Source organism: Legionella nautarum (genome assembly GCF_001467895.1).
In the GTDB taxonomy this organism is placed as follows: domain Bacteria; phylum Pseudomonadota; class Gammaproteobacteria; order Legionellales; family Legionellaceae; genus Tatlockia; species Tatlockia nautarum.
Genome location: NZ_LNYO01000013.1, coordinates 398,654 through 418,645 on the forward strand (window position 1 = coordinate 398,654; position 19,992 = coordinate 418,645).

The following is a 19,992-nucleotide window of genomic DNA, read 5'->3' on the forward strand; positions in this document are numbered from 1 at the left end:
TTTGGCTTCTCCTTTTCCAATAAATATAAGTATAAACTAAGCATGCTTTATTAATGGATTCTGGCGATAAAATTGCGACAATAAGATAAAAACTTCAGGATAGTAGTCCTTGAGAATAGCCGGATTTTTAAAAAATAATTCACTAAATACCGCAAAAAATTCACTTGGTGAGGTAGCAGCATAAGCATCAATAGGAATGGGGGAGTTTTGTTCGAGTCGCTGCTCCAAATCAAGGTAGGCTTGATTAAACACCTCAGACCACCGTTCCGTCGACATTTCCTTATGCAGAGGTGGATAACCATTGGCGTGACCGTTTAACATGTCCAATTTATGAGCAAACTCATGAATTACTACGTTACGGCCGCCATTTTCTCCCTGAGACAGACAAACCTCATCCCAAGAAAGAATGACCGGCCCTCGCAGCCAGGATTCGCCGCTGAGGTTTGCTCGGCTTAGATGGACTATTCCATACTCATCAATTTCTTTTTGAGTATATGAAAAATTACCGGGGTAAATAATGACAGAGATCCAGCCTGCATACCAATCTAAGCCCAGATTCAGAATAAGTAGGCAGGCTTGTAAGGCTATATTCAAACGCAGGTTGGTTGTTATTTCTAATTCACCGATTCCCTCAATCGATTTGTAATGGAGAAATAAGGTAGCTAAGCGTTTAAGTTTTTCTATTTCTTGAGTATTTAAGCGTTGTAATAGGGTTAAAGGCTGAATAGCAGCTTGCCACTCGGCTTGTGAAATTGCGGAGTTCCTCACGATTCGATTTTGGTGCCATTCTTTTAGCCAGTGAAACATGAAGTATCCTGCTGGTACTCCGATAAAAAGAAAGTCTATATTAAAATTAGCATGGTTGTAAAAAGTTAGGCGTCGTAATTCTCGTCTCCCTCATGTAGTGATTTTAGCCTAAGCGCTTTGCTTAAATTTAGATCCATTGTATAGTCAAAATAAAAAAGGATTTTCAAAAGATGAAAGAAATTATTCAACAAACGACTTGGTCAACAAGCCAGGAAACGAGCGCTAAGTTTGGGTCGTTAGGAATGGCTAAATTTACTGAAACCGCATTTATTTATGGAGAAGGGAAGGAAGAGCGGATAGTTTACTCTGTCAATCAACAGTCCGCTTGGGCACAAGAATTTCTAAGCAATTTATTTATCGGCAATATCTATTCACTCTATGGCCATTACGATCTTCGTTCGGAATATTCTAAGTATGATTTGATTATTGATCTGTCTGAATTTAGTGAGTCGCACCCGTTTATTGAGCGATTTAAAGGGCACCACACTATTGCTGTAGAAGATAATGGGAGAAATTTTTCCCAAATTTTAGCCCATATTCAAGCAACAAAGCTCTTTGAAAAGATAACTAAAGCGAGAAAAGACAATAAAAAAGTCTTAATTAATTGCCAAATGGGCATGTCAAGAAGTGCTACAGTCGCCATTCTATACATGATGGAAACTTATGAGGTCAGCCTAATTCAAGCTTATCATCATTTGCAAAAAAGCCGTCCCATTGTTGAGCCTAATCCTGGTTATTTTTCTGCACTCTACCATCATCAAATGACCTTAAGCGTAGAAGCGGCACCTTGGGCTGCAGCGGAGTCTTGGCTTAATGAGTTTTTTAAGAATCAAGATGAGCTAACTATCACTGGAGAGGGAGAGCAAGTTACCCTGACCGTTAAGAGGGATATGAATGATTTTGGGAGTGCTTTTATTGATTTTGTGTCTTTTTTAGAAATGCTGCACATCCCGTTTAATTTGTTAAATTGCGATTCCAGAAGGGGAGATATCCAAATCAGTTTGGAAGATTCTCAGCAAATTACTTATCTTTTAAAGCATAAAACACTCCATAAACTGGATAATGAAAGCTGCGATCAACTCTCTATAGCAATGGAAAAAGCGCTTAATAGTTTAGATTCTACGGTTAATAACAATGAGCAAAAAAGAAGAAAATTAACAAAGTTATTGGATTGTTTTCACCAATATTGTGCGAAAAGACAATGGCATAATGCTTTTGAAACGGTGATCCAGTTTGTAACTTATGCTTCTACTCCAGTTGCGGATAATAAAAGTTTTAACAAGACGGAATTTGGGCAAACTTCACCTGCCCTTGCATTCCATCAATCGCTGGAAAGAGCAGGGTTAAAACATTTTGTCACTTTAATTAAAGACAGGATAGAACCAACGGTAGCAATAACAGCACCTTGTATTGAGAGTAGGTCTAGCTATTGTTTGGATTAAATTGAGTGCCTAAAAAAGCCCGCGTTCAATATAGTTTTTTGCTAATTCAACTGCTTGATTTTCAGCTTCTTCTTTAGTTTCTGCAATCTCACTTACAGATTTTTTTATGACATAACTGTATTGATTATTATGGAAAAAAAAGGCACAAAAACCTCGGTACATCCCGTTGTCTTCTAATGCTGAACACTCAAATGCAATTCCATGATAAATTTTTTTCATAGACTTCCTTATCTATTCAATATATCAACTATTATTATAGTTTAAATAGTTTAATTTCATTTATAAATTTTTTGTAAATAAGTCATAGTTTAAGAGGAATTTTCGTTGAAAATTTGAAAGAAACTAATCGTTAAACTAGTATAATAACAAGGCTAGTATTTTACTGATTTGCCTAATGATTTAGTTTCATAGAAAGAAACTATTGAGTTATAAGGAGGTAGGTATGGGTTACATAATCGGCTGGTTATTAGGTGTACCGATAAGTATATTGATATTGATTTGGCTAGTATCTCATCTCTAATTCGATCTGGAATTTGATAGACAATATAAGGATATTTATCATGCAAAATGAAACAATTATTACAACGCCAAATGTCACGAATTTAAATCCCTTTAAGCGCTTATCATGGACTGCAATCTTTATTGGTGCCATCGTTGGAATTGGCCTAAGTTTTCTTTTGGGTCTCTTTGGTGCAGCGATAGGTCTGAGCATGTTTAGTATGGGTGCGAATGGTGATATTACATTGGCTGTTGGGGGATTAATCGGTATTGCTATCTGTATTATCGTTTCTATGTTAGCAGCGGGGTATACAGCGGGTTACCTAGGCCGTTTGTACTGCCCAAGACGTAATTTAGGGATTTTGTACGGTTTTAGTGCTTGGACTGTTGCGTTGATGCTAAGTGCTATACTCACTACCCACATGAGCGCTTATCTCTCATCGTTTGGGGCAGGATCCTCTGCACAAGTGAATGTAGGTGCTCCACAAGCGTGGTCATCTTCACAAGCAACGATGCCAAAAGCTCCAGCTCCTACTCCTAAAGGAACTAATGCCACAACAGGGGTGACAAACAATACTACTACAGAAAATACAAGCTCTCCATTGAGTGTTCAGACAAGTGCTTCACAATCATCTAATGGTAATCAGATCATTACTGTGCAAGCCTCACCCAATGCTTTAGCTTGGGGTGCTTTCATCTTCTTTGCCTTCTTCTTTATTGGAGCATTTTTTTGCTGTATAGGTGCTTGCTGGGGAATGAGTTGTAAACGAGAAGATTAAAAAAACTGAATTACCCCGGCTATTAGGTTCCGGGGTAATTCGATTTAATGATTGACTCTCGGTTTACGATTGCGTTTCATTTTCTTAATTGCATCTTCTGTTATGGATTTTGCTGTTTCCGATGTAGCAGACCTCGTTGTTGATAGGACAGTTGATTTGAGTATATCGAGAGGATCGGTATCAATAGCAGGAGAGAAAACTGCCTTGGTTATATTGCCGACGAACACATCTGGTGTTGTCAAAAAAGTGCTTACTACCTTTAAAAAATTAGTCCCTTGTTGAAGATCTGAGGTTTCTGAAGTGGATTCTGGTATCATACGAGCAAATATTTCCCAAGATTGTTTTATATACTCTAAAAATAATATGCTGTTACTAATCGCAATTTTAATTTGATTTTCTAATAACTTATCCGGTTTGTTAACAAAATCAGTAATCTCAATCTGAGATAGATTTTTTATTATTTGAAGATTAAGATTAAGCAATGAGTTTAACGGCGATTCCGATTTATTTCCAATATTTCCTTTGGTTGCCATGAGTTGTCCTTAGATAACAATGGTATTTAAACTATAGGTTATAATGAATAAATTACCAATAAATTTTCTAATTAATTGCAGTTTTATAGCTTAAAATTTATATTGTTAATAATCTAATTTTATTAAAAGAAAAATTACTGTTAATTATCTGTTATATTTATAGATATATTGTGAGTATTTTTCCTGGATTTTTTGGGAAAAATTTATTTCTCAAGGAGAGCCATAATGAATGAACTAAATGGATTTAAAGTGGCGATTTTAGCGGCAGATGGTTTCGAAGAAGTTGAATTAGAAAAGCCACGTAAAGCTTTAGAGAAGGAAGGAGCAACAACCTATCTAATTTCTCCTGAAGATGAGTTTGTCCAGGGTTGGAATCACCTCGAAGTAGGCGATACTTTTACAGTTGACGTACCACTCAATGAAGCAAATGCGGCAGATTATGATGCTTTATTATTGCCGGGCGGTGTAGTAAACCCAGATAAATTAAGGATAATTCCAGAGGCAATTTCGTTTATAAAAGAAATCAATAAACAGAAAAAACCGATTGCTGCAATTTGCCATGGTCCTTCGTTATTAATTAATGCTGGAGCGGCAAAAGATCATAAAGTCACCTTCTGGTCATCTATCAAGTTAGATTTAATCAACGCAGGTGCGAATTGGGTCGATGAACCTGTTGTATCTGACGATAATTTAGTAACAAGCAGAAATCCGCAAGATATACCTTTATTCAATGAAGGAATGATTAAGCTGTTTAAATTATGGAAAAAAAATCATCATCTATAATGATAGCTCTGACATACGGGGCTGGGATTGACATAGAGAGATGAGGGATTACCAATCCATTGCTTCCAATGAGTTGATGTATAATTTATCGATAAGTTCTGTTTTTAAAGAAGCAGGGCCGCGAGCTCGTGTAGACACAGAGCCAACACAATTTCCATAGAATTCTACTGCGGACCGGGCCGCAGTAAATCGGTCTTTTTCAACGGTATGAAAACCACCAATAATTGCGGAAAGAAGACTATCTATACCAGCGACTTTTTGTAGAAGAGTTGAGTCAAAATTAAATTTGTCTATTTTATTTGAATCAATCACTGTATTGAACTTCCCGCTAACGACTACGACGAGGTCATATTTTTCTGATAATTTTTTCGCATTTGTCAGCACTTGTTCATCCAAGGGATTATTATCATTTGGTACAGTGATTTTTTCGGTCAATAAGCTCTCAAGTTCGTTTGAATAACCTCGAACAACAGAAATTTTATGATTTTTAATAAAACTAAGCGCAGTATCTGTTCTGTAATGACTTACACCAGTACCCACTGGATCCAAAATAATGGGTTTATTATTAGCATTTGCCGATTGACAAATGTGATAACAAAGTTTGATAAATTTGTCATCTAATTTACCTATGTTAATTACAACTGCACTAGCTAAATCAAGCAGCTCATCAACTTCTTGCTCAGCGTTACTCATGAAGGGATGGATACCAATACTGCGTAATCCACTGGCTATAAGCTCCATTGGATAATAATTAAGAATATTTAATACAAAAGGCCTTTTTTTGCGAATTGCCTTCAGTATTTTTTTAACTTCACTCACCATAATTTATAATCCTAACCAACGAATAAATTCGTTAGTCGATCTAAGTGTAATAGATGGTTTAGCTTCAAAATCAACGGTATAGTTTTTAGAGGAAGGATCCGAAGGAAGTCTAACATCCTTGATTTTCCCTAAATCAACAATATGCATTTCAGTTGCATAATAACCGCGTTCCATTTTTACCACTGGGATAACAAAATTAACGCTGCTTAACGCATTTTTATTATTGGTAATTAAGTTTTCAAGTTCTGCATTGGATAGAGCAATATATTCTACATTGTTAATTTGTCGGCGCAGCATCCGCTCTAAAGGGACTTTAGTATGAAATAGTTGTTCATAATTATCAGCAGTTATCACCAAAATTGGTTCAGTTCCTAAATTTTTACTGTTGATATGGGCAAAAAGGACAGGCTCTCTGTGTTCCTCTGCTGACTTGATTTCTGTATCTTTTGTTGATGCATAACGTGTTGGGGAAAGGTTATCGCAATTAAGAAATTTTGATTTTAAAAACCAATTATCACTTGGATAATAACTGACAAATAGAGACTTGTCTTTTATGGTGTTAATAATGTCTGAAGTAAGATTTTCTGGCAGTGCTGGGCAGCCCCAACTGCGGCCGGCCCTTCCATATTTTTTAATAAAACTTTCATCGACATACCATCCGCCGTGCATTACCACAGAACGATTAGAGGCATTATCATTAAAACCGCGATCTAAGCCATCTAATTTTAAAGAAAGACCATGTCGACCATAGTAAGTATCTTCAGTTTGATAGACGCCAATACTGCTCGATTTAGAGTTAAATTTGTTTGAAAAACTTGTTGATAATAGAGTACCCGATTTAATACCATGTGATACGTAGGTGTGGAATAGCAATTTTTTTGAATACAAATCAAATACCCATAAGCGTTTGTCGCTCGAAGGGATTGAGTAATCGATAATTGTTAAAATATTATTGTGGTCGACATTATATTCACTTGCGCATTTTAAGGTTTTTAATACCTTATCAATAACAAGCTTATTTAAGTTGCTTGCTAAAAGCATGTCTTCAATTTCTTTTAATGACGAATTGGTTGTTTTTGGAGAAATAAGATCAGGACTGATTAGCGCCATGATCTGCAGAATTTGATTATTGTCTTCTTTTGTCACTGCTTTTTCATGCACATGTTTGTGAGAGGACTGGGAAAAACAAGTTGAAGTGACTGCTAACATCCATAGCAGAATTTTTCTCATGGCATTTCCTTGATTAATTTTTTATAGTTTTATTGTCCTATATAAGGTATAGCTCAATTTTAAACAAATGAGATATATTTTAATCATAATGAACTTAAATATCATGAGCTTGTGCAGTAGCACATCTTTGCAGAGGATAAAAAACCCTCTCACTTAACACTCGTCGCTTGTTCTTGGTTTCCATGCAATCTTTTTTAATATTGAGATCTCTGTAACAAGTCGCGTGACGTAGCGATGGGGTAAATGCAGTCAACAAATTTCTTAAGACAGTACAATGCTTGCCTTGGGAGTAAGCAGGAGGTTTCAGTTATCTTTTTCAGATTCTTCAATCACTTGACCGAGATATTTATATTTAATAGAAGAAATTTCTTGTTCGATGGCAAGGTCTATTTTATAGAGCGCATCGTTAACTGCTTCTACCATTAGTTCACAAGTTCTTATATGGTTATCCCAATCTGGATAAGAAGGATCAACGCTAAGTTCGAGCAATTGATGATTACCATTTACTTTCGCTTTAATCAGTCCGGCAGTTGAGAATCCTTCTTTCTCTAAATATTCAAGATCTTCCATTTTAGCTGCAAGTTCTGCTTCCATTTGAGCACTTTTTATTCGTATTGCTTTAGCTGCGCGAGCACCAAGTGCTTTTAAAATATCTTCGTTAATTACAACTCCACTTGATGGTTTCATTAGAATAGCTCCTATGAAGTTTAGTATCGATAAATCACAGCTTATTACTGGATGGGGGAGAAGATAACTCATCTTTTTTCAATAAGCCGCGAGCTTCTAGAATTTTAGGTATCTCAGAATGCAGCTCAACGCTAACTACTGGATTATTACTAACTCCGCGCCCCAGATTGTCTGTCGCAACTTTTGATAGTACATTGGCAACTGCCTGGATATCTTTATTGGCTTTATCCGGATCTGCACTCTTATCTTTATGAAGGATCTTAATTAATTCCCCTGTTCCATAGATTGAAGCCGAATAGCAATTAGAAACATAAAGAGTACAATGTTGTGGTTCACAAATAGTCTTATTAATACGGTCAAAAAGCTTTTTGGCTTGTTTTCCGGTTATTACAACCGCATCAGGATTCGCAGGTCTTTCGTCACTCACACGCCTGAATGCCAAGGAAGAATGATAAAAAGGGGATTGTTGTGTCCTATCCGCAAAAGCTTGTTTTTTTGCAAAACATACCTCAAATTTTTCATCGTCTCCTATTTCATAAGGTTCCATATTGAGCATTTGAGCAGGTTTTATAAGCACTTTAGGTGCGGTTTTATCGTTGGTCATGGGTTCGCTAATAAAATCACTACCTTCAAGTAAGTCATAGTGCTTTTCATTATCTAAATGGGTACCAAGCGCTTTAAATACCAAGGGACTTTGCGTTATTTTATTTAAAAGATTGTCTTTTGGATTTGTATTTCTCGCATAGTGTGGACTTTGTCGTCCAACTACTAACCATTCTTTGTGCTTTGCCTCAACGATCTCTCTTTTAGGCGCTGTTTTTTCTTCAGGTTCGGCGATACTTTGCATAGTATCTTTTAATTTTTTGTATTTATAGGTTTCATCCGCTAAATAATATCCACCAACACCTACAATTCCACCTACTATATGAGGTTGTTTAAAAAATACAGATACTGCTCTCCAAGCCATCATTAACCCTCTTTAAGTCATTTAAACAAAGTATATAACTTAAACATTAAGGGTTTATTATGGTCGTGGAATTTCTAAATTGCGCATAGAGAAAGGTTTGTTGCATTGACTCGACATCTTACAGTCTATTCATGACCCTGTTTTTCTAAAATTGATTGATAGAACCTGGCTTATGTGCAAAAATAAAGAACACTAAGCTCAGTTTATAATAATTGCTAATAAGAGGTTTAAAACCGGCTTAGTTTTATTTGAAAAGACCATATTTGTTTTAAACGGAGTTTTATACGCTAGGAATATGGAGTCCGCAAACAATTTACCTAGGAGAAGGATAGTGCCATTGGAAAGATTTTTTGTACGTGGAACCTTAGGGCTAATTGGGAATCAATCAGTAAAATTATCTACCACCCTTAATCGCTCTTTTCTTAATCGTTCATTATTTTTTGCTGCAACTCAATCGACCAGCACAGCGTCAAAGACCTTCAGTTTAGACCCAGTAGAAATACCCCCAGAAAAAATGAAATCCTTGGATGAAATGCCGAATAATGGACAATATGAATTAATGTTTGCCACTAAATCAGGGCTTCCTATTCCAATGCTTCCTATTAGCCATTCAGCAGTTGCCTTTAAAGATACACAAACCGACAACATCTTTGTTTATGGTCGTCAAAGTCCCTGGGATTTTTTCAATTGGGTACGAGATGGGATTAGTTTCCGTACTGAAATGGATAACGAAAGAAAATACCTCAATAAAAATTATCCCTTCACTGCGTACCCTACCGGTGCTTTATTTGCGAAAGACGAGATTGCAGCGTTTTTTAATAAGACAGATACCCTGATTAATAAAAAACAATTTTGTAATATGTTTAACTCTAATTGCTATTCTGCTTCTGTTACCGTATTCGCGCTAGCTCTTGAAATCTTAGCTAAAAGAGAAAAGTTTGTTGCTGAAGAGATCAATAACGTCTTAAAAGTATTAGAAGGTCATCCCTTACAAGATCATTTATCTTTAGGGGTTATGAATAACTCGGTAGTGCAAAGCAGCTTGAAATCAGCTGTTTCTTCAGTGCAGGCACGGGTAACTTCGATAAAAAACCCCACCGCAGCAGAACAGGAATTGCAACAGCAAACTGAAGAGTTGCTTAGAACCTTGGCTCATGAGGGAAGTGAAAAGTTGACGAGAGATTGTTTTTCAATTTAATTTCTGCAGATCCGCAGGTTGCATGCCTAAATCAACTTGTTACTTTTTGTGAAGCTTAGGGATGATTAAAAGACGGATACCCCATTTGGGGCATCCGTAGTACCATTAATATTAGCTTTTGCAGCCGTTGGCGCTTTTGCATTTATTGTAAGTTTTGCAGTTATGGGAGCTTTTGCATTTATTGTAACTTTTGCAGTTATGGGAGCTTTTGCATTTATTGTAACTCTTGCAGTTGTGGGAGCTTTTGCATTTATTGTAACTCTTGCAGTTATGGGAGCTTTTGCAATGATTGTGACACTTACAAGAATTTTTAGCGTAATTAGCACCTGGACTAACCTGAGTGCTTGAACCTCCAGTTCCGGAATTAGTGCTTGCGGCATAAAGACCAGATGCGAAGAGGGCTGCTGCTGCGGTTGCGATAATGCGGGCTTTCTTATCCATATCAATCTCCATTTGTTATAGACAAAAATCTCTTTAAGAATAGATGGCTGACTAACATTTTGCAAGGTACATTAAATTTATTGCTGGCTGAGTGTTTATTGCTCATCACAAGCTTGTGCCTATTTTCGTTCAAAAAGATGATCATTTAACCATGAGTGAAGTTTTTGTACTATATAACTTGCTACTTCGGTTTCAGGTATTTTATGGCTGAGCTGCTCACAAAGTTCCATAAAAGTCGCTTGAGATTGGATTGCCTGTAGTAGAGTTTGCTCTAAGTGATCAAGTTTATAATAGTGCACTTCAAGTTGACGTCGCCAAATGAGTACAAATTGCGGGTTTTTAAGTTTTCTAGGCTGAGGTATTGCAAGACCTCGTCGTACCGCTTCAATAAGCGCCAGACTATTCCAATGCATACAAAGAATTTGGCTGGAAGGATGGAGGTATAATCTAAGCTTAGGCCAGGCTTTGGGGGCTAAGTCCCGTAAATCGGATTCTGAAAGCAGTTCGGCATTAGGTCTAACAATTGCCTCGGATTCAGCCCATTCAAAGGCGGCAATTTCACTTAAATAAGTTTTTTTCCTAAAAGCTGGTGTTTCTAGGAGAAATTGGCTGAAATGTTGACCGAATGAATTAAGTGAATAATGGTAGGAGGGATAGGCGTCGATGTATTTTCGACAAACCGTATTAAATTTTGATTCGCCTAATACTGCAGCTAAGGTTGAGTAATCATTCGCCAATGTTTCTTCGAGTCGACCATAGAATCCGTGGGCATAAATAGCAACGCGGTCGTCAATAGAGCCCCGTGGCGGTGGGCAAAGATAAGGCTCGATCAAAGGATCTAAAGTCAACATCGAATTTTGAAATAAACTATGTAATTCATTGAGTTTCATGTTCCAAGCTCGCTTCTATAGTAGCTAAAGAATTTTGTTTAATCATTTTTGCATAATCTAATTCTTGCCATAATTCTTCAAAAGGGGGGATATGATCATCGCGTTCTATCATCGTTGATATATCGCCAAAGCGTTTGACCGCTTTAGCATAAAGCTCCCAAACCTCAGTAATAATCGGGTGATCGTGAGTATCAATAATATAGTTTTCACAATTCAAATGACCGGCTAAATGAAATTGCTGGACGCGATTGATTGGAATTGAATCAATGTAAAGAAGCGGATCAAAGCCATGGTTGAAGGCACTGACAAAGATATTATTAATATCCAATAGAATTAGACAATCAGCACGATTCGCGATTTCAGTAAGAAATTCCCATTCTGTCATTTCCGAGGTTTTATAAGTGATATAACTGGATACGTTTTCGAGTAGGATTTGCCGTTGATAAAAATCCTGTACGTATTTTACCCGCTCTACAACATGTTCAATTGCTTCTTCGGTGTAAGCTAAGGGTAACAAATCATGCATATTCCTTTGATGAACGCCTGTCCAACAGAGATGATCGGAAATCCATTGTGGTTGAATACGATCCGCTAATTGCTTGACCTGTTTTAAATAATCAATATTGAGCGGATCAGTGCTACCAATCGATAAGGATACACCATGCATAACAAGGGGATAGTTTTCACGTATTTTATCTAGATAGTAAAGTGGATTTCCTCCATCAACCAGATAGTTTTCAGTAAGAATTTCAAACCAATCGATCGTTGGGTTCTGTTCTAAAATAAACTGATAATGCTCTGAACGTAAGCCTAATCCCATACCTAAAGATAGGTATTTTCTTTCTTGAATGTGATTATTGTTTTCCATCGATTATCGGTTCCTAAAATGGATAAATAAGTTGAAGACAGATGCCCCAATTGGGGCATCTTAGTGTATTAATAAGAGTCGCTAGAGCTTTTGCAGCTATGTTTGCTCTTGCAGTTGTTGTAACTTTTACAATTGTTATGGCTTTTGCAGTTGTTATAACTTTTGCAGTTGTTTTTGCTTTTACAGTTGTTATAACTTTTGCAGTTGTTTTTGCTCTTGCTTTTGCAATTGTTATAAGTTTTGCAATTGTTGTAACTTTTACAGTTGTTTTTGCTCTTGCTTTTGCAGTTGTTATAACTTTTGCAGTTGTTGTAACTTTTGCAGTTGTTTTTCCCCTTGTTATAACTCTTGCAGGAGTGTTTAGAGCCTCCAGAATCCCCATAACCACTATCGGAGTTTCCTCCATAGCCACTATTGGAGTTTCCTCCATAACCGCTATTGGAGTTTCCTCCATAACCACTATTGGATTTGCCACCGGAGTTTCCTCCAGTAGGAGTTCCGTAAGTACCACCGCCTGGACTTGTTCCCCAACCTCCGGATGTTTTTCCTCCAGAGCTATTATTGGAGCTGTTTGATCCCCCATAACCACTATTGGAGTCAGAGCCTCCGTATCCGGAAGAGGCATAAAGACCAGAGGCAAAGAGAGCTGCTGCTGTTGTTGCGATGATGCGGGCTTTCTTATCCATTTCAATCTCCATTTGTAATAGACAAAAATCTTAATTAAGAATAGATGAATGATTAACTATCTTCAAGGTGTATAAAATTTGAATGGCCTGAATGTTGCTAGGGGTTCAAGGGTAGCAAAGCTTATCAAGATTAATCTTGATAAGCTTTGCATTTCTGTCGTTTAAATTTTCAGTGCTCAAATAGCAACTCTTTGATTTCACAGTACACTATTTGCAGCGAAAGGAGTTTTTTCGCGCTCTTGATAAGAAAGCGCAAAGAAACCAATCACGGCTAGGGCTAAAGTCAAAGGGATAACACTTAAGCCATAAATGAATGCACTTGATAGACTAGGGCCACCGAAAGTATTGATCAAAAGTCCTATTGTGGTGTGAAAAGCGTAACCAAAACTCATGATGATCATATTGGCAATCGCAGTGGTAATCCCTGCAACACTCTCAGGTAAATAGGTTGATGCTTTATAAATAGCCAAAATCTGATAAGCAGAACAAACGCCAACTAAAATAAAGCCAATAGCCATGGTATTGACTGTCAATTGTTGCGAAATTAAAGCGAGAAATACCAGCATCATAGCTATCCCAGCGCCAATAATAACCGCAAGATAATTATTCGCTTTTTCCGCAATAAAACTTAAGACGGGTGCGCCAAAGCACATACCAATAAAAATCATTGACGGTAAATAACTGGCAAGAGTTGGATCAAAGCCATAAACACGTTTTATAAACGCTGAGCCCCAGACATCGGCAAAACCTTCTAATGGTCCGACCATTAGACCTGATAAAAGGCATAAAGCAATAATTTGCCGATTAGTCAGTACCCGCTTGATATCAGCCATAATCGAGTTTGATTGATTAGTCTTGTCAATTTCCGGCACGATGAAGTAGGTGAGAGCTGCTAATAAAATGCCAAAGAAAGCAAAAAGTTGCACGACAGTCTTATACCCTAAACTGCTGCAGAGATAGCTCACTGGCCCACCGCCGTAGATCGCTCCGATTAAGCCTATAGTGACTGAAAAGCTGAGCATGCGCGTGAAAAGTTGCTCTTTAAAGGCCATGCGAATTATTTTGAAAGTGCCTAAGATTGCTGCGGAAGACCCAATGCCAATTAAAGCACGGCCAATCATGGGGTAGACCCATTGCTCAGCGAAAAGAATAGGTAAAAGACCAATGACTGTCAGCAAAATGCAACCGGTCATTACTTTTTTGGGGCCAAAACGATCGAGCATAATGCCAATAGGCAAATGCATTAAAGAATAACCAAGGTAGTAAATACCAGAAAATTGGCCAAACACTGCCGTGTCGATATGAAATTGCTGAATAAAATTATCCAGCATAATATTAGGCATGACGCGCAAAATGTATTGATAAGCATAGAATAATGAAGCAATGATCCATATTCCCCATGCCGCAATGCGTGTAATCGATTTATTCATAAGTTATCACTTCGGTTGTTTATTTCTTTGAAAATTAACTCTGTGTTTTTTAAGAGTTAGGGATTTAAATTGTGGATGCTAGATAATACTCCGCTCAGCGGAGAAGATTGCTTAGAAGTGACCTAAAAAAATGTTCGCGAGTAGACATCTTTGTTTTCTCACAAAGAGTAAAAATCATTGCCATAAAAAGCATAATATGTTCATTCTTGAAAGATGTCAACACTGAAGAAATATTCTCCTCAAAACAAATTGGATGAAAATTAATTTTTTATAGCCAAAAATTGCAAAGAAAGCATAAATTTTTTTTGCATATTGTAATTATATTTGGCAATTTATGTGGAAATTGTTACTATATGCTCAGTTGGGAACTTCTTTTTTAGTAATTATTCGGTTGCTATCTTACTTTGTGAGAAATTTATTATGGGTCAGGTTAGTAAAGCAGAATTAGAAGATGGGTATGAAGGTTTAGGTAAAGCTTTTTTAATTCTCGAAAGTGATCAAAGAACTTTTGTTAGATTACGTGAGCCAATTGTTAAATATTGTCTAGTTAAAGATATACCCTTGTACAATCTAAGCGCCGTAAATTACGCAACCGGCCAAAAATTGCTAAAAGAGTTGATTGATATTTTCTCAGTACGTGCGTTTCAATATACGGAGATGCGATTAAGGAAATGGGAAGCTGAATTTAAAAGAGCGATTGAACTTAATGACTTAGCAGTTCGTAATAGCCGTCAGGAAATTTATAGCTCTGTAAGGGATCAACAACAAAAAACCAACGGCGTTACTAGCGATACTTTATTATGCGAGAAAGACCTGGACTCTCTTCTTGGTGTTGAAGACTTTAGTTCTACTAAGATACTAAAATCCAAGTCTTTTGAGTTGCCAGATTTTTCCACTGAAGAAACGGATTTATCGAGTGTAGTTTTGAAGAATGATGCATCGGCAGTTAAGCAACTGAAGAGAGGGGATGACTTCTTAGCTAAACGGTTGCCGGATAGTGTGGAAAAATCACTCACTGATCTGATTGCTCAAGAAAAGGATATATTTTTGCCCATTGCGCATAAAGGGCACTGGGTTAGTTTGGTTAGAGAAGATGGCGATTGGACTGTTTATGATTCACAGCCTTATAATGAGAGAAAACCCTTAGATCGACAAGTTTTTATTCGAACTAATTGCGCCCTTTTATTAGCGGCGTATGTCGATAATTTTAAAGGATTAGCCTATAAGTCGACTAATAAACAATCCGCCTTTTTTGATTGCGGTACGCATGTTGTTAATGATTGGCGAAAAAGAGTTAGGAAAGATTATGATGAGAAAACTCATGAGGAAATGCTAAAGGAAGCAGGTGATATACAGGGTGTCGAAGTAAAGATTGTACCTCCTCGTCCAGTTAACGCCACTACATCTAGTACTAGCTATCGAGCATCAGTTGGGTTATTTGATCGTAAATCTGCTCCCCCTAAGGAAAGGAAGGACAAGGAAAAAGAGCGAGATGATAATCTTGATTGGGGTTGGGAAGACCACTCTAGTCTAGAACCGATTGTAACTACTAGACGTTCAGTACATGTACCTTTGGACACTTCTGATTCCCCAGATTATTTTGATTCTTTAGGCATTCCTGATGATGCTTCGGGCCGGTTAGACTTTAGTTGGGGAACGCGTCATCCCATAAAGGGTCTGCGCTGGAGAGAACCTGTGTCTTCAGACTCCACTGTTCCTGAGGACTCTTCTTTTAAAACCAAAAAATATGAGCCAATTCCACCACAAATTAGGCAAATTAATGAGCAAAACAAAAACAGAAATAAACAAATTGATGAACAAATTGAGAAGATAGAAGCAGTTTTAAGAGAGCTTAAAGAAAAAGAGGAAGAATATAAGAGCAAGAAAGGATTGTTTGAAAAGAAAACAAAATTTGCTAATGAAGAGGAACGTGCTGAATATACTAAAGAACGCGATGAATATATCAATAAGTATGAAGTTGCTGAGGAAAATGCGAAGGGTTTGCATGAAGGAGTTCAACAGGCATTAAATCTCTTTAAACAAAGTTCAAGAGAGTTTAGCGATTATAATACTTTCAGAAATGAAACAAATCGTTTAATCATAAAGCATAAATCGCCTCTTTCCACTCACCGTGATCTAAGTAATATTCGCCTGTGTAATGCTATTGTAGGCTTTCTCCTAGGCATCTATACGATTTATTTAGCCATCATGGCGACGAGTTACCTATGCTCGAATAGAACCTCTTATTTTTGGCGTACTGATGCTGAGAGAAAGATCTATGATTTAGAAGATGCGGTAGAAGAGCTGGAGCCATTCTGTCCTAAATAAATCGAAAGGTTTATCTAGGCTACGAAAATTAATAACTCATTGGGTTTTAGGTTCACAATGAGTTAGTATTTTTTGTATTTCTTCCCGCCCTAGTTGCCGCATAGACTCAATATTAAGTGCAGGGATTTTTTCTGTATCCCCGTAAAAAGCAATGGCTTTTTCGACAGTTTCCTCACGTAAAAGATGAATCATTGGATAGGGCGACCGGTTTGTATAATTAGAAACCTCATCAAACTCAACATCCGCAAAACAATAATCGGGGTGAAACGTAGCTAATTGATAAATTCCTTCGTAGCCTTGCTCATTCATCAGTGCTTCTGCTAAATCAACAAAATCTAAATAATGAAAAAAGTCTCTAAATAAAGAAGGAAAAATGAGAAGCGTTGTTTCCACGCCTGGTTGCTTGTCTAAGCAATCGATTTCTGCCATGAATTCTTCCAGTGCTAATTCTATTTTTTTTGCATGACTCACTTGAAATCTCACGGTGCCTCTGGTGATTTCACGTTTAGCAAAAGGGCAAATATTTAGTTTGATAATAAAAGAGTGAATCCAATTTTGTGTGTGTTGAATAATAAATTCATCGGACTGTGACATAGCTAATTTTAAGGCCATTTTATTGAATTGGCCATACTATAATAAAATGAGCCTCTTACCAAGAAAGGAACAAAAATGATAAGTCAGCGATAGGGCTTCGTCGTTTTTTCTTAGGGCTCTCCTCCAGTGACTTTTGCTTAGAAGCAGGTTCAGTAAAAGGAATTTATTGATGCTAAGCAGTTGTAAAAATATTGAGTGTTGCGCTTGGGGCGATACCGGTGGTTTGGTATCTTATAGCATTAGACAAGCAGTTTCGCGGGTGTCTTTTTATAAACCGCAGTAATTTTTTCACCTGTCCAGACATAACTATAGTGAGCACTTTGAATGCAATGGTGAATGTTTTTGGGTTTGAAGAGGGCAAAGTTTCGGTCGTCAGGGCTTGCAGTGCGAACAGAATGATAGACTAAACCTTCGGTTCCTCGTTGTTTTGCCTCAGCGCCCAAAGCTTGGCTTGCGTTGTAATTAGCCAATGCATAGATGGGATGTTCCGCTTTATTTAAAGCTAATAAATCATACAAACTAGCGCTGAATTCCGCGATCAAGGTTCGCATATCAATTTCTTGTGCCGGTTCTTTGGTATAGCTGAGAAAGCGTTCTCGATGATAAACTGTTTCAGCAATCGCTGTATTTAGGGATTCCGAAGCATAATAAACCCCAAAGTCCCCATTCGAAAAGCGACTGCCATCTGGATTAACGTGAGTAAAGGCTGCCATAACATAGCCGGAGCCGGGTGCAGAATAGAGACGTTCGCCTTCAGGCACTAATGAAAGCTCGCCGATTTCGTCTTGAATTCTGGGATTGGTCAGTGCTTGTATTGCATACAAAGCATCAAAGTCTTCTTGATCAGCCACATCTTCAAATAAATAAATAGGGGGAAATTTAGAAGGAATTAGGCGATAACATCGTTGATTTATAAAAACTCGTTGTTCTAATTCGTTACAGAAAGTCATTATGATTTACCACCTCGTTCCGCATTGAGGCGACTAGCAACTGCCCAAAGATCTACCACTCGTCCTTGTAACATAATATCCATCGCCGATTTGCCATTAAAAAATGGCGCATAATTAGGTTTCCTAACCCAGCCATACACTGAATCTGGATTTGAGAAAAGAATTCTTAAAGCAGCATGGATATTTAATAGATAAGATAAACGTTCAGTTAAATCCGGACTGATAGAGGCTTTCTCTGGCATGCTTTTATATTTAAAGAGGGTAGAGCGCTTTAGCCCAAGCAAAGTTTGCATTTCTTCAGTGCTGCAACGCCATTTATGTAAAATATTAAGCACGGCTTTGAAGGCAGTATGAACTTGCCCAGTACTGATTTCCGTTAATTTAGCGTGGATCATCGTAAATCCCCTTGCTTTATACCTAAAACTCTTTTCTTTAATCTAAATATAGACTAAAAAAAACATAAAGTCTAGATATGGACTTTATTGGTCTTGCTATTTCTCAGTATAAAATTTAATTTCATCAATCATGGCATTAATTCTTGCTTGCAGATAGGCATCATTTTTAGCCAGAATTTTAGCTTGTTTTAATTGACGAACCGCATCGCGATGCCGTCCTTGCAGCAATTGACATTGGGCTTGAGTAAAATAAGCATAACTTTTGCGATGAGAGGTTGCTTGAGCGCGAGCGAGTTCCTCACACAAAGGTAAATCTCGTTTAAATATTCTGGATCCTTTGAGTAAGATTGATGCCGCGCGTTCTGCCTGTCCTGCAGCCAATAATCCCTGGGCATAAGCCATCAGGGCTGCATAGTTTTCAGGATAATTTGTCTGTAAAGCGTTTAATCTATTGAGTGCGGAGCTATATTGTTTAGTGCCCGTTTCTGCCTGTGCCATAGCAATTTGGTAAAAAAGATTATCATGATCTCGGCTAAGCAAAGGACTTAAATGTGTTTCTGCGGGTTGAAATTGATTAAGACTCATGAGGCTAAGTGCATAACCGTATTCGCAGGTGGAATTATTTTTTTTCGCACAATGATAGTGATAATAATCAAGTAATTGCTTGCTATCATTGGTCACCGAGACACGAATTAATTCTTTGAATAATCGATAATCTAAATTATCAGGATATTGTTTTTTAGCAATGCGATCACTACGATTTTCTGCCTCGGCAATACGATCCTCATCTAAGGGATGTGTTCGTAAGATTGCCGGAATATTTGCCGTATAATAATAACGCGAATTTTCCTGCATTTTTCTAAAAAAACTCGCCATAGCTCTCGGGTCTAAACCAGACTTGATGAGCATATCAATACCAATGCGATCGGCCTCTTTTTCATTCGCGCGTGTGAAATTAATACTGTCCTGAGCAAAGCCGCTCACTGAAGCCATGAATGCACCCGAACCCAGAGTAGGATTAATCACACCTAAAGCAATGGAAGCCAGCATGGAGGCTATCATTGGAATGCGCATTTGCTTTTGGTGCTCGATCATATTGTAAAGATGATGAAGGCGAACGTGAGCAATTTCATGCGCCATTACAGCGGCAAGTTCGCTTTCATTTTCAGTGGCAAGGATGAGGCGAGTATTTATACCTATGTATCCACCAGGGCCAGCAAATGCATTAATTTCATTTGATTTTACAATAAAAAAATAAGGGGTAGGGATGTGTGCTACACGTGCTAATCGTTTACCTAGATGGTTAATATATTGAGTCGCGAGTGGATTACGTTCCAGGCTATCAGATTGATTGATAAGTTGAACAAATTCTTTTTCTAACTCTTCAAGTTCACGCGTTGAATAGGGAGAAAATGAAAACGCATTAGGAGAGAAAAATTGTAAAATAGCGAGCAAAAGCCCTAAACTTTTTTTAAGAAACCTTTGGCGTTTAGAACGGTGCAAGAGGCCCATAAGCTTACTCAATTTGTTGTATCTTTGGTAAAAACTCAGTCAGTATAACATAGACGAGTTTTCGTATATATCGGATTGCTGATGAAAACAGGGTAACCCATATTTTGCTGAAAGCAAACTCGCCCGTGTGCCTATCCCGACGGACTAAAACT

Annotated in this window: 21 protein-coding genes; 5 read left to right on the forward strand and 16 right to left on the reverse strand. The window is 37.6% G+C overall.

Annotated features, from left to right (window positions below; genetic code table 11):
- Window positions 1-36: 36 nt before the first annotated feature.
- Window positions 37-807, reverse strand: a complete 771-nt coding sequence (locus Lnau_RS05150; protein ID WP_058504072.1) for a M90 family metallopeptidase — start codon at window positions 805-807, stop codon at window positions 37-39.
- Between the two features lie 170 nt (window positions 808-977).
- On the opposite strand from Lnau_RS05150, the gene Lnau_RS05155 reads away from it, so the two are divergent.
- A complete protein-coding gene (locus Lnau_RS05155; RefSeq protein ID WP_058504073.1) occupies window positions 978-2,249 on the forward strand; it encodes a dual specificity protein phosphatase family protein in 1,272 nt (423 codons plus the stop codon).
- 9 nt (window positions 2,250-2,258) lie between these two features.
- Here the strand turns inward: Lnau_RS05155 and Lnau_RS05160 are convergent, their stop codons facing one another.
- Entirely contained in the window at window positions 2,259-2,468 is a 210-nt protein-coding gene (locus tag Lnau_RS05160; RefSeq protein ID WP_058504074.1) for a hypothetical protein, read from the reverse strand.
- A gap of 341 nt (window positions 2,469-2,809) precedes the next feature.
- On the opposite strand from Lnau_RS05160, the gene Lnau_RS05165 reads away from it, so the two are divergent.
- Window positions 2,810-3,526 carry a hypothetical protein gene (locus Lnau_RS05165; RefSeq protein WP_058504075.1) on the forward strand — a complete coding sequence of 239 codons (717 nt, stop codon included), beginning with the start codon at window positions 2,810-2,812 and terminating at the stop codon, window positions 3,524-3,526.
- 44 nt (window positions 3,527-3,570) lie between these two features.
- On the opposite strand, the gene Lnau_RS05170 is transcribed toward Lnau_RS05165, so the two are convergent.
- Window positions 3,571-4,059 carry a hypothetical protein gene (locus tag Lnau_RS05170; protein WP_058504076.1) on the reverse strand — a complete coding sequence of 163 codons (489 nt, stop codon included), beginning with the start codon at window positions 4,057-4,059 and terminating at the stop codon, window positions 3,571-3,573.
- Between the two features lie 225 nt (window positions 4,060-4,284).
- Between Lnau_RS05170 and Lnau_RS05175 the strand changes: the two genes are divergently transcribed.
- Window positions 4,285-4,842, forward strand: a complete 558-nt coding sequence (locus tag Lnau_RS05175) for a type 1 glutamine amidotransferase domain-containing protein (protein ID WP_058504077.1) — start codon at window positions 4,285-4,287, stop codon at window positions 4,840-4,842.
- Between the two features lie 48 nt (window positions 4,843-4,890).
- Here the strand turns inward: Lnau_RS05175 and thiM are convergent, their stop codons facing one another.
- From thiM to Lnau_RS05195, 4 genes are all read right to left on the reverse strand, one after another.
- Entirely contained in the window at window positions 4,891-5,664 is a 774-nt protein-coding gene (gene thiM, locus Lnau_RS05180) for a hydroxyethylthiazole kinase (protein WP_058504078.1), read from the reverse strand.
- A 3-nt stretch (window positions 5,665-5,667) separates the two neighbouring features.
- Window positions 5,668-6,894 carry a murein L,D-transpeptidase catalytic domain family protein gene (locus tag Lnau_RS05185; protein WP_058504079.1) on the reverse strand — a complete coding sequence of 409 codons (1,227 nt, stop codon included), beginning with the start codon at window positions 6,892-6,894 and terminating at the stop codon, window positions 5,668-5,670.
- Between the two features lie 303 nt (window positions 6,895-7,197).
- Entirely contained in the window at window positions 7,198-7,581 is a 384-nt protein-coding gene (locus tag Lnau_RS16100; protein ID WP_058504080.1) for a YbaB/EbfC family nucleoid-associated protein, read from the reverse strand.
- 34 nt (window positions 7,582-7,615) lie between these two features.
- Window positions 7,616-8,551 (reverse strand): hypothetical protein, encoded by a 936-nt coding sequence (locus Lnau_RS05195; RefSeq protein WP_058504081.1) that lies wholly within the window; start codon window positions 8,549-8,551, stop codon window positions 7,616-7,618.
- 328 nt (window positions 8,552-8,879) lie between these two features.
- Between Lnau_RS05195 and Lnau_RS05200 the strand changes: the two genes are divergently transcribed.
- Window positions 8,880-9,746: a hypothetical protein gene (locus Lnau_RS05200; protein WP_058504082.1), complete on the forward strand. Its 867-nt coding sequence runs from the start codon at window positions 8,880-8,882 to the stop codon at window positions 9,744-9,746.
- Window positions 9,747-9,811: 65 nt separating this feature from the next.
- Here Lnau_RS05200 and Lnau_RS05205 read toward each other — a convergent pair whose 3' ends face one another.
- The 5 genes from Lnau_RS05205 to Lnau_RS05225 all read right to left on the reverse strand — a co-directional run bounded on the left by Lnau_RS05205 (window position 9,812) and on the right by Lnau_RS05225 (window position 14,061).
- Window positions 9,812-10,126, reverse strand: coding sequence for a hypothetical protein (locus Lnau_RS05205; RefSeq protein WP_157070630.1), 315 nt, complete (start codon window positions 10,124-10,126; stop codon window positions 9,812-9,814).
- Window positions 10,127-10,306: 180 nt separating this feature from the next.
- Window positions 10,307-11,077, reverse strand: a complete 771-nt coding sequence (locus Lnau_RS05210; RefSeq protein WP_058504084.1) for an HvfC/BufC family peptide modification chaperone — start codon at window positions 11,075-11,077, stop codon at window positions 10,307-10,309.
- Window positions 11,064-11,945 (reverse strand): MNIO family bufferin maturase, encoded by an 882-nt coding sequence (gene bufB, locus Lnau_RS05215; RefSeq protein ID WP_058504085.1) that lies wholly within the window; start codon window positions 11,943-11,945, stop codon window positions 11,064-11,066. Before bufB ends, Lnau_RS05210 begins: the two co-directional genes overlap by 14 nt.
- A 13-nt stretch (window positions 11,946-11,958) precedes the next feature.
- Window positions 11,959-12,636, reverse strand: coding sequence for a hypothetical protein (locus Lnau_RS05220; RefSeq protein ID WP_058504086.1), 678 nt, complete (start codon window positions 12,634-12,636; stop codon window positions 11,959-11,961).
- Window positions 12,637-12,828: 192 nt separating this feature from the next.
- The gene (locus Lnau_RS05225) at window positions 12,829-14,061 is read right to left on the reverse strand and encodes an MFS transporter (protein ID WP_058504087.1); all 1,233 of its coding nucleotides are present in this window, start codon (window positions 14,059-14,061) and stop codon (window positions 12,829-12,831) included.
- Window positions 14,062-14,481: 420 nt separating this feature from the next.
- Here Lnau_RS05225 and Lnau_RS05230 point away from each other — a divergent pair, with 420 nt between their 5' ends.
- Complete coding sequence (locus Lnau_RS05230) at window positions 14,482-16,389, forward strand: hypothetical protein (protein ID WP_058504088.1); 1,908 nt, start codon at window positions 14,482-14,484, stop codon at window positions 16,387-16,389.
- 36 nt (window positions 16,390-16,425) lie between these two features.
- Here the strand turns inward: Lnau_RS05230 and Lnau_RS05235 are convergent, their stop codons facing one another.
- The 4 genes from Lnau_RS05235 to Lnau_RS05250 all read right to left on the reverse strand — a co-directional run bounded on the left by Lnau_RS05235 (window position 16,426) and on the right by Lnau_RS05250 (window position 19,840).
- A complete protein-coding gene (locus tag Lnau_RS05235) occupies window positions 16,426-17,001 on the reverse strand; it encodes a DUF1415 domain-containing protein (protein ID WP_238585921.1) in 576 nt (191 codons plus the stop codon).
- Between the two features lie 221 nt (window positions 17,002-17,222).
- Entirely contained in the window at window positions 17,223-17,933 is a 711-nt protein-coding gene (locus Lnau_RS05240; RefSeq protein WP_058504089.1) for an RES family NAD+ phosphorylase, read from the reverse strand.
- Complete coding sequence (locus Lnau_RS05245) at window positions 17,933-18,328, reverse strand: MbcA/ParS/Xre antitoxin family protein (protein ID WP_058504090.1); 396 nt, start codon at window positions 18,326-18,328, stop codon at window positions 17,933-17,935. Before Lnau_RS05245 ends, Lnau_RS05240 begins: the two co-directional genes overlap by 1 nt.
- Window positions 18,329-18,424: 96 nt before the next feature.
- Entirely contained in the window at window positions 18,425-19,840 is a 1,416-nt protein-coding gene (locus tag Lnau_RS05250; RefSeq protein WP_058504091.1) for a M48 family metalloprotease, read from the reverse strand.
- Between the last annotated feature and the right edge of the window lie 152 nt (window positions 19,841-19,992).

Excerpts from the sequence above, each read along its gene's own strand:
- Lnau_RS05155 (WP_058504073.1), top strand. The coding sequence starts at position 978 with ATGAAAGAAATTATTCAACAAACGACTTGGTCAACAAGCCAGGAAACG.
- Lnau_RS05250 (WP_058504091.1), bottom strand. The coding sequence starts at position 19,840 with ATGGGCCTCTTGCACCGTTCTAAACGCCAAAGGTTTCTTAAAAAAAGT.
- Lnau_RS05165 (WP_058504075.1), top strand. The coding sequence starts at position 2,810 with ATGCAAAATGAAACAATTATTACAACGCCAAATGTCACGAATTTAAAT.
- thiM (WP_058504078.1), bottom strand. The coding sequence starts at position 5,664 with ATGGTGAGTGAAGTTAAAAAAATACTGAAGGCAATTCGCAAAAAAAGG.
- Lnau_RS05235 (WP_238585921.1), bottom strand. The coding sequence starts at position 17,001 with ATGGCCTTAAAATTAGCTATGTCACAGTCCGATGAATTTATTATTCAA.
- Lnau_RS05245 (WP_058504090.1), bottom strand. The coding sequence starts at position 18,328 with ATGATCCACGCTAAATTAACGGAAATCAGTACTGGGCAAGTTCATACT.
- Lnau_RS05185 (WP_058504079.1), bottom strand. The coding sequence starts at position 6,894 with ATGAGAAAAATTCTGCTATGGATGTTAGCAGTCACTTCAACTTGTTTT.
- Lnau_RS05240 (WP_058504089.1), bottom strand. The coding sequence starts at position 17,933 with ATGACTTTCTGTAACGAATTAGAACAACGAGTTTTTATAAATCAACGA.
- Lnau_RS05170 (WP_058504076.1), bottom strand. The coding sequence starts at position 4,059 with ATGGCAACCAAAGGAAATATTGGAAATAAATCGGAATCGCCGTTAAAC.
- Lnau_RS05150 (WP_058504072.1), bottom strand. The coding sequence starts at position 807 with ATGTTTCACTGGCTAAAAGAATGGCACCAAAATCGAATCGTGAGGAAC.
- Lnau_RS05210 (WP_058504084.1), bottom strand. The coding sequence starts at position 11,077 with ATGAAACTCAATGAATTACATAGTTTATTTCAAAATTCGATGTTGACT.
- Lnau_RS05230 (WP_058504088.1), top strand. The coding sequence starts at position 14,482 with ATGGGTCAGGTTAGTAAAGCAGAATTAGAAGATGGGTATGAAGGTTTA.
- Lnau_RS05160 (WP_058504074.1), bottom strand. The coding sequence starts at position 2,468 with ATGAAAAAAATTTATCATGGAATTGCATTTGAGTGTTCAGCATTAGAA.
- Lnau_RS05225 (WP_058504087.1), bottom strand. The coding sequence starts at position 14,061 with ATGAATAAATCGATTACACGCATTGCGGCATGGGGAATATGGATCATT.
- Lnau_RS05205 (WP_157070630.1), bottom strand. The coding sequence starts at position 10,126 with ATGCCGCAAGCACTAATTCCGGAACTGGAGGTTCAAGCACTCAGGTTA.
- Lnau_RS16100 (WP_058504080.1), bottom strand. The coding sequence starts at position 7,581 with ATGAAACCATCAAGTGGAGTTGTAATTAACGAAGATATTTTAAAAGCA.
- Lnau_RS05175 (WP_058504077.1), top strand. The coding sequence starts at position 4,285 with ATGAATGAACTAAATGGATTTAAAGTGGCGATTTTAGCGGCAGATGGT.
- Lnau_RS05195 (WP_058504081.1), bottom strand. The coding sequence starts at position 8,551 with ATGATGGCTTGGAGAGCAGTATCTGTATTTTTTAAACAACCTCATATA.
- bufB (WP_058504085.1), bottom strand. The coding sequence starts at position 11,945 with ATGGAAAACAATAATCACATTCAAGAAAGAAAATACCTATCTTTAGGT.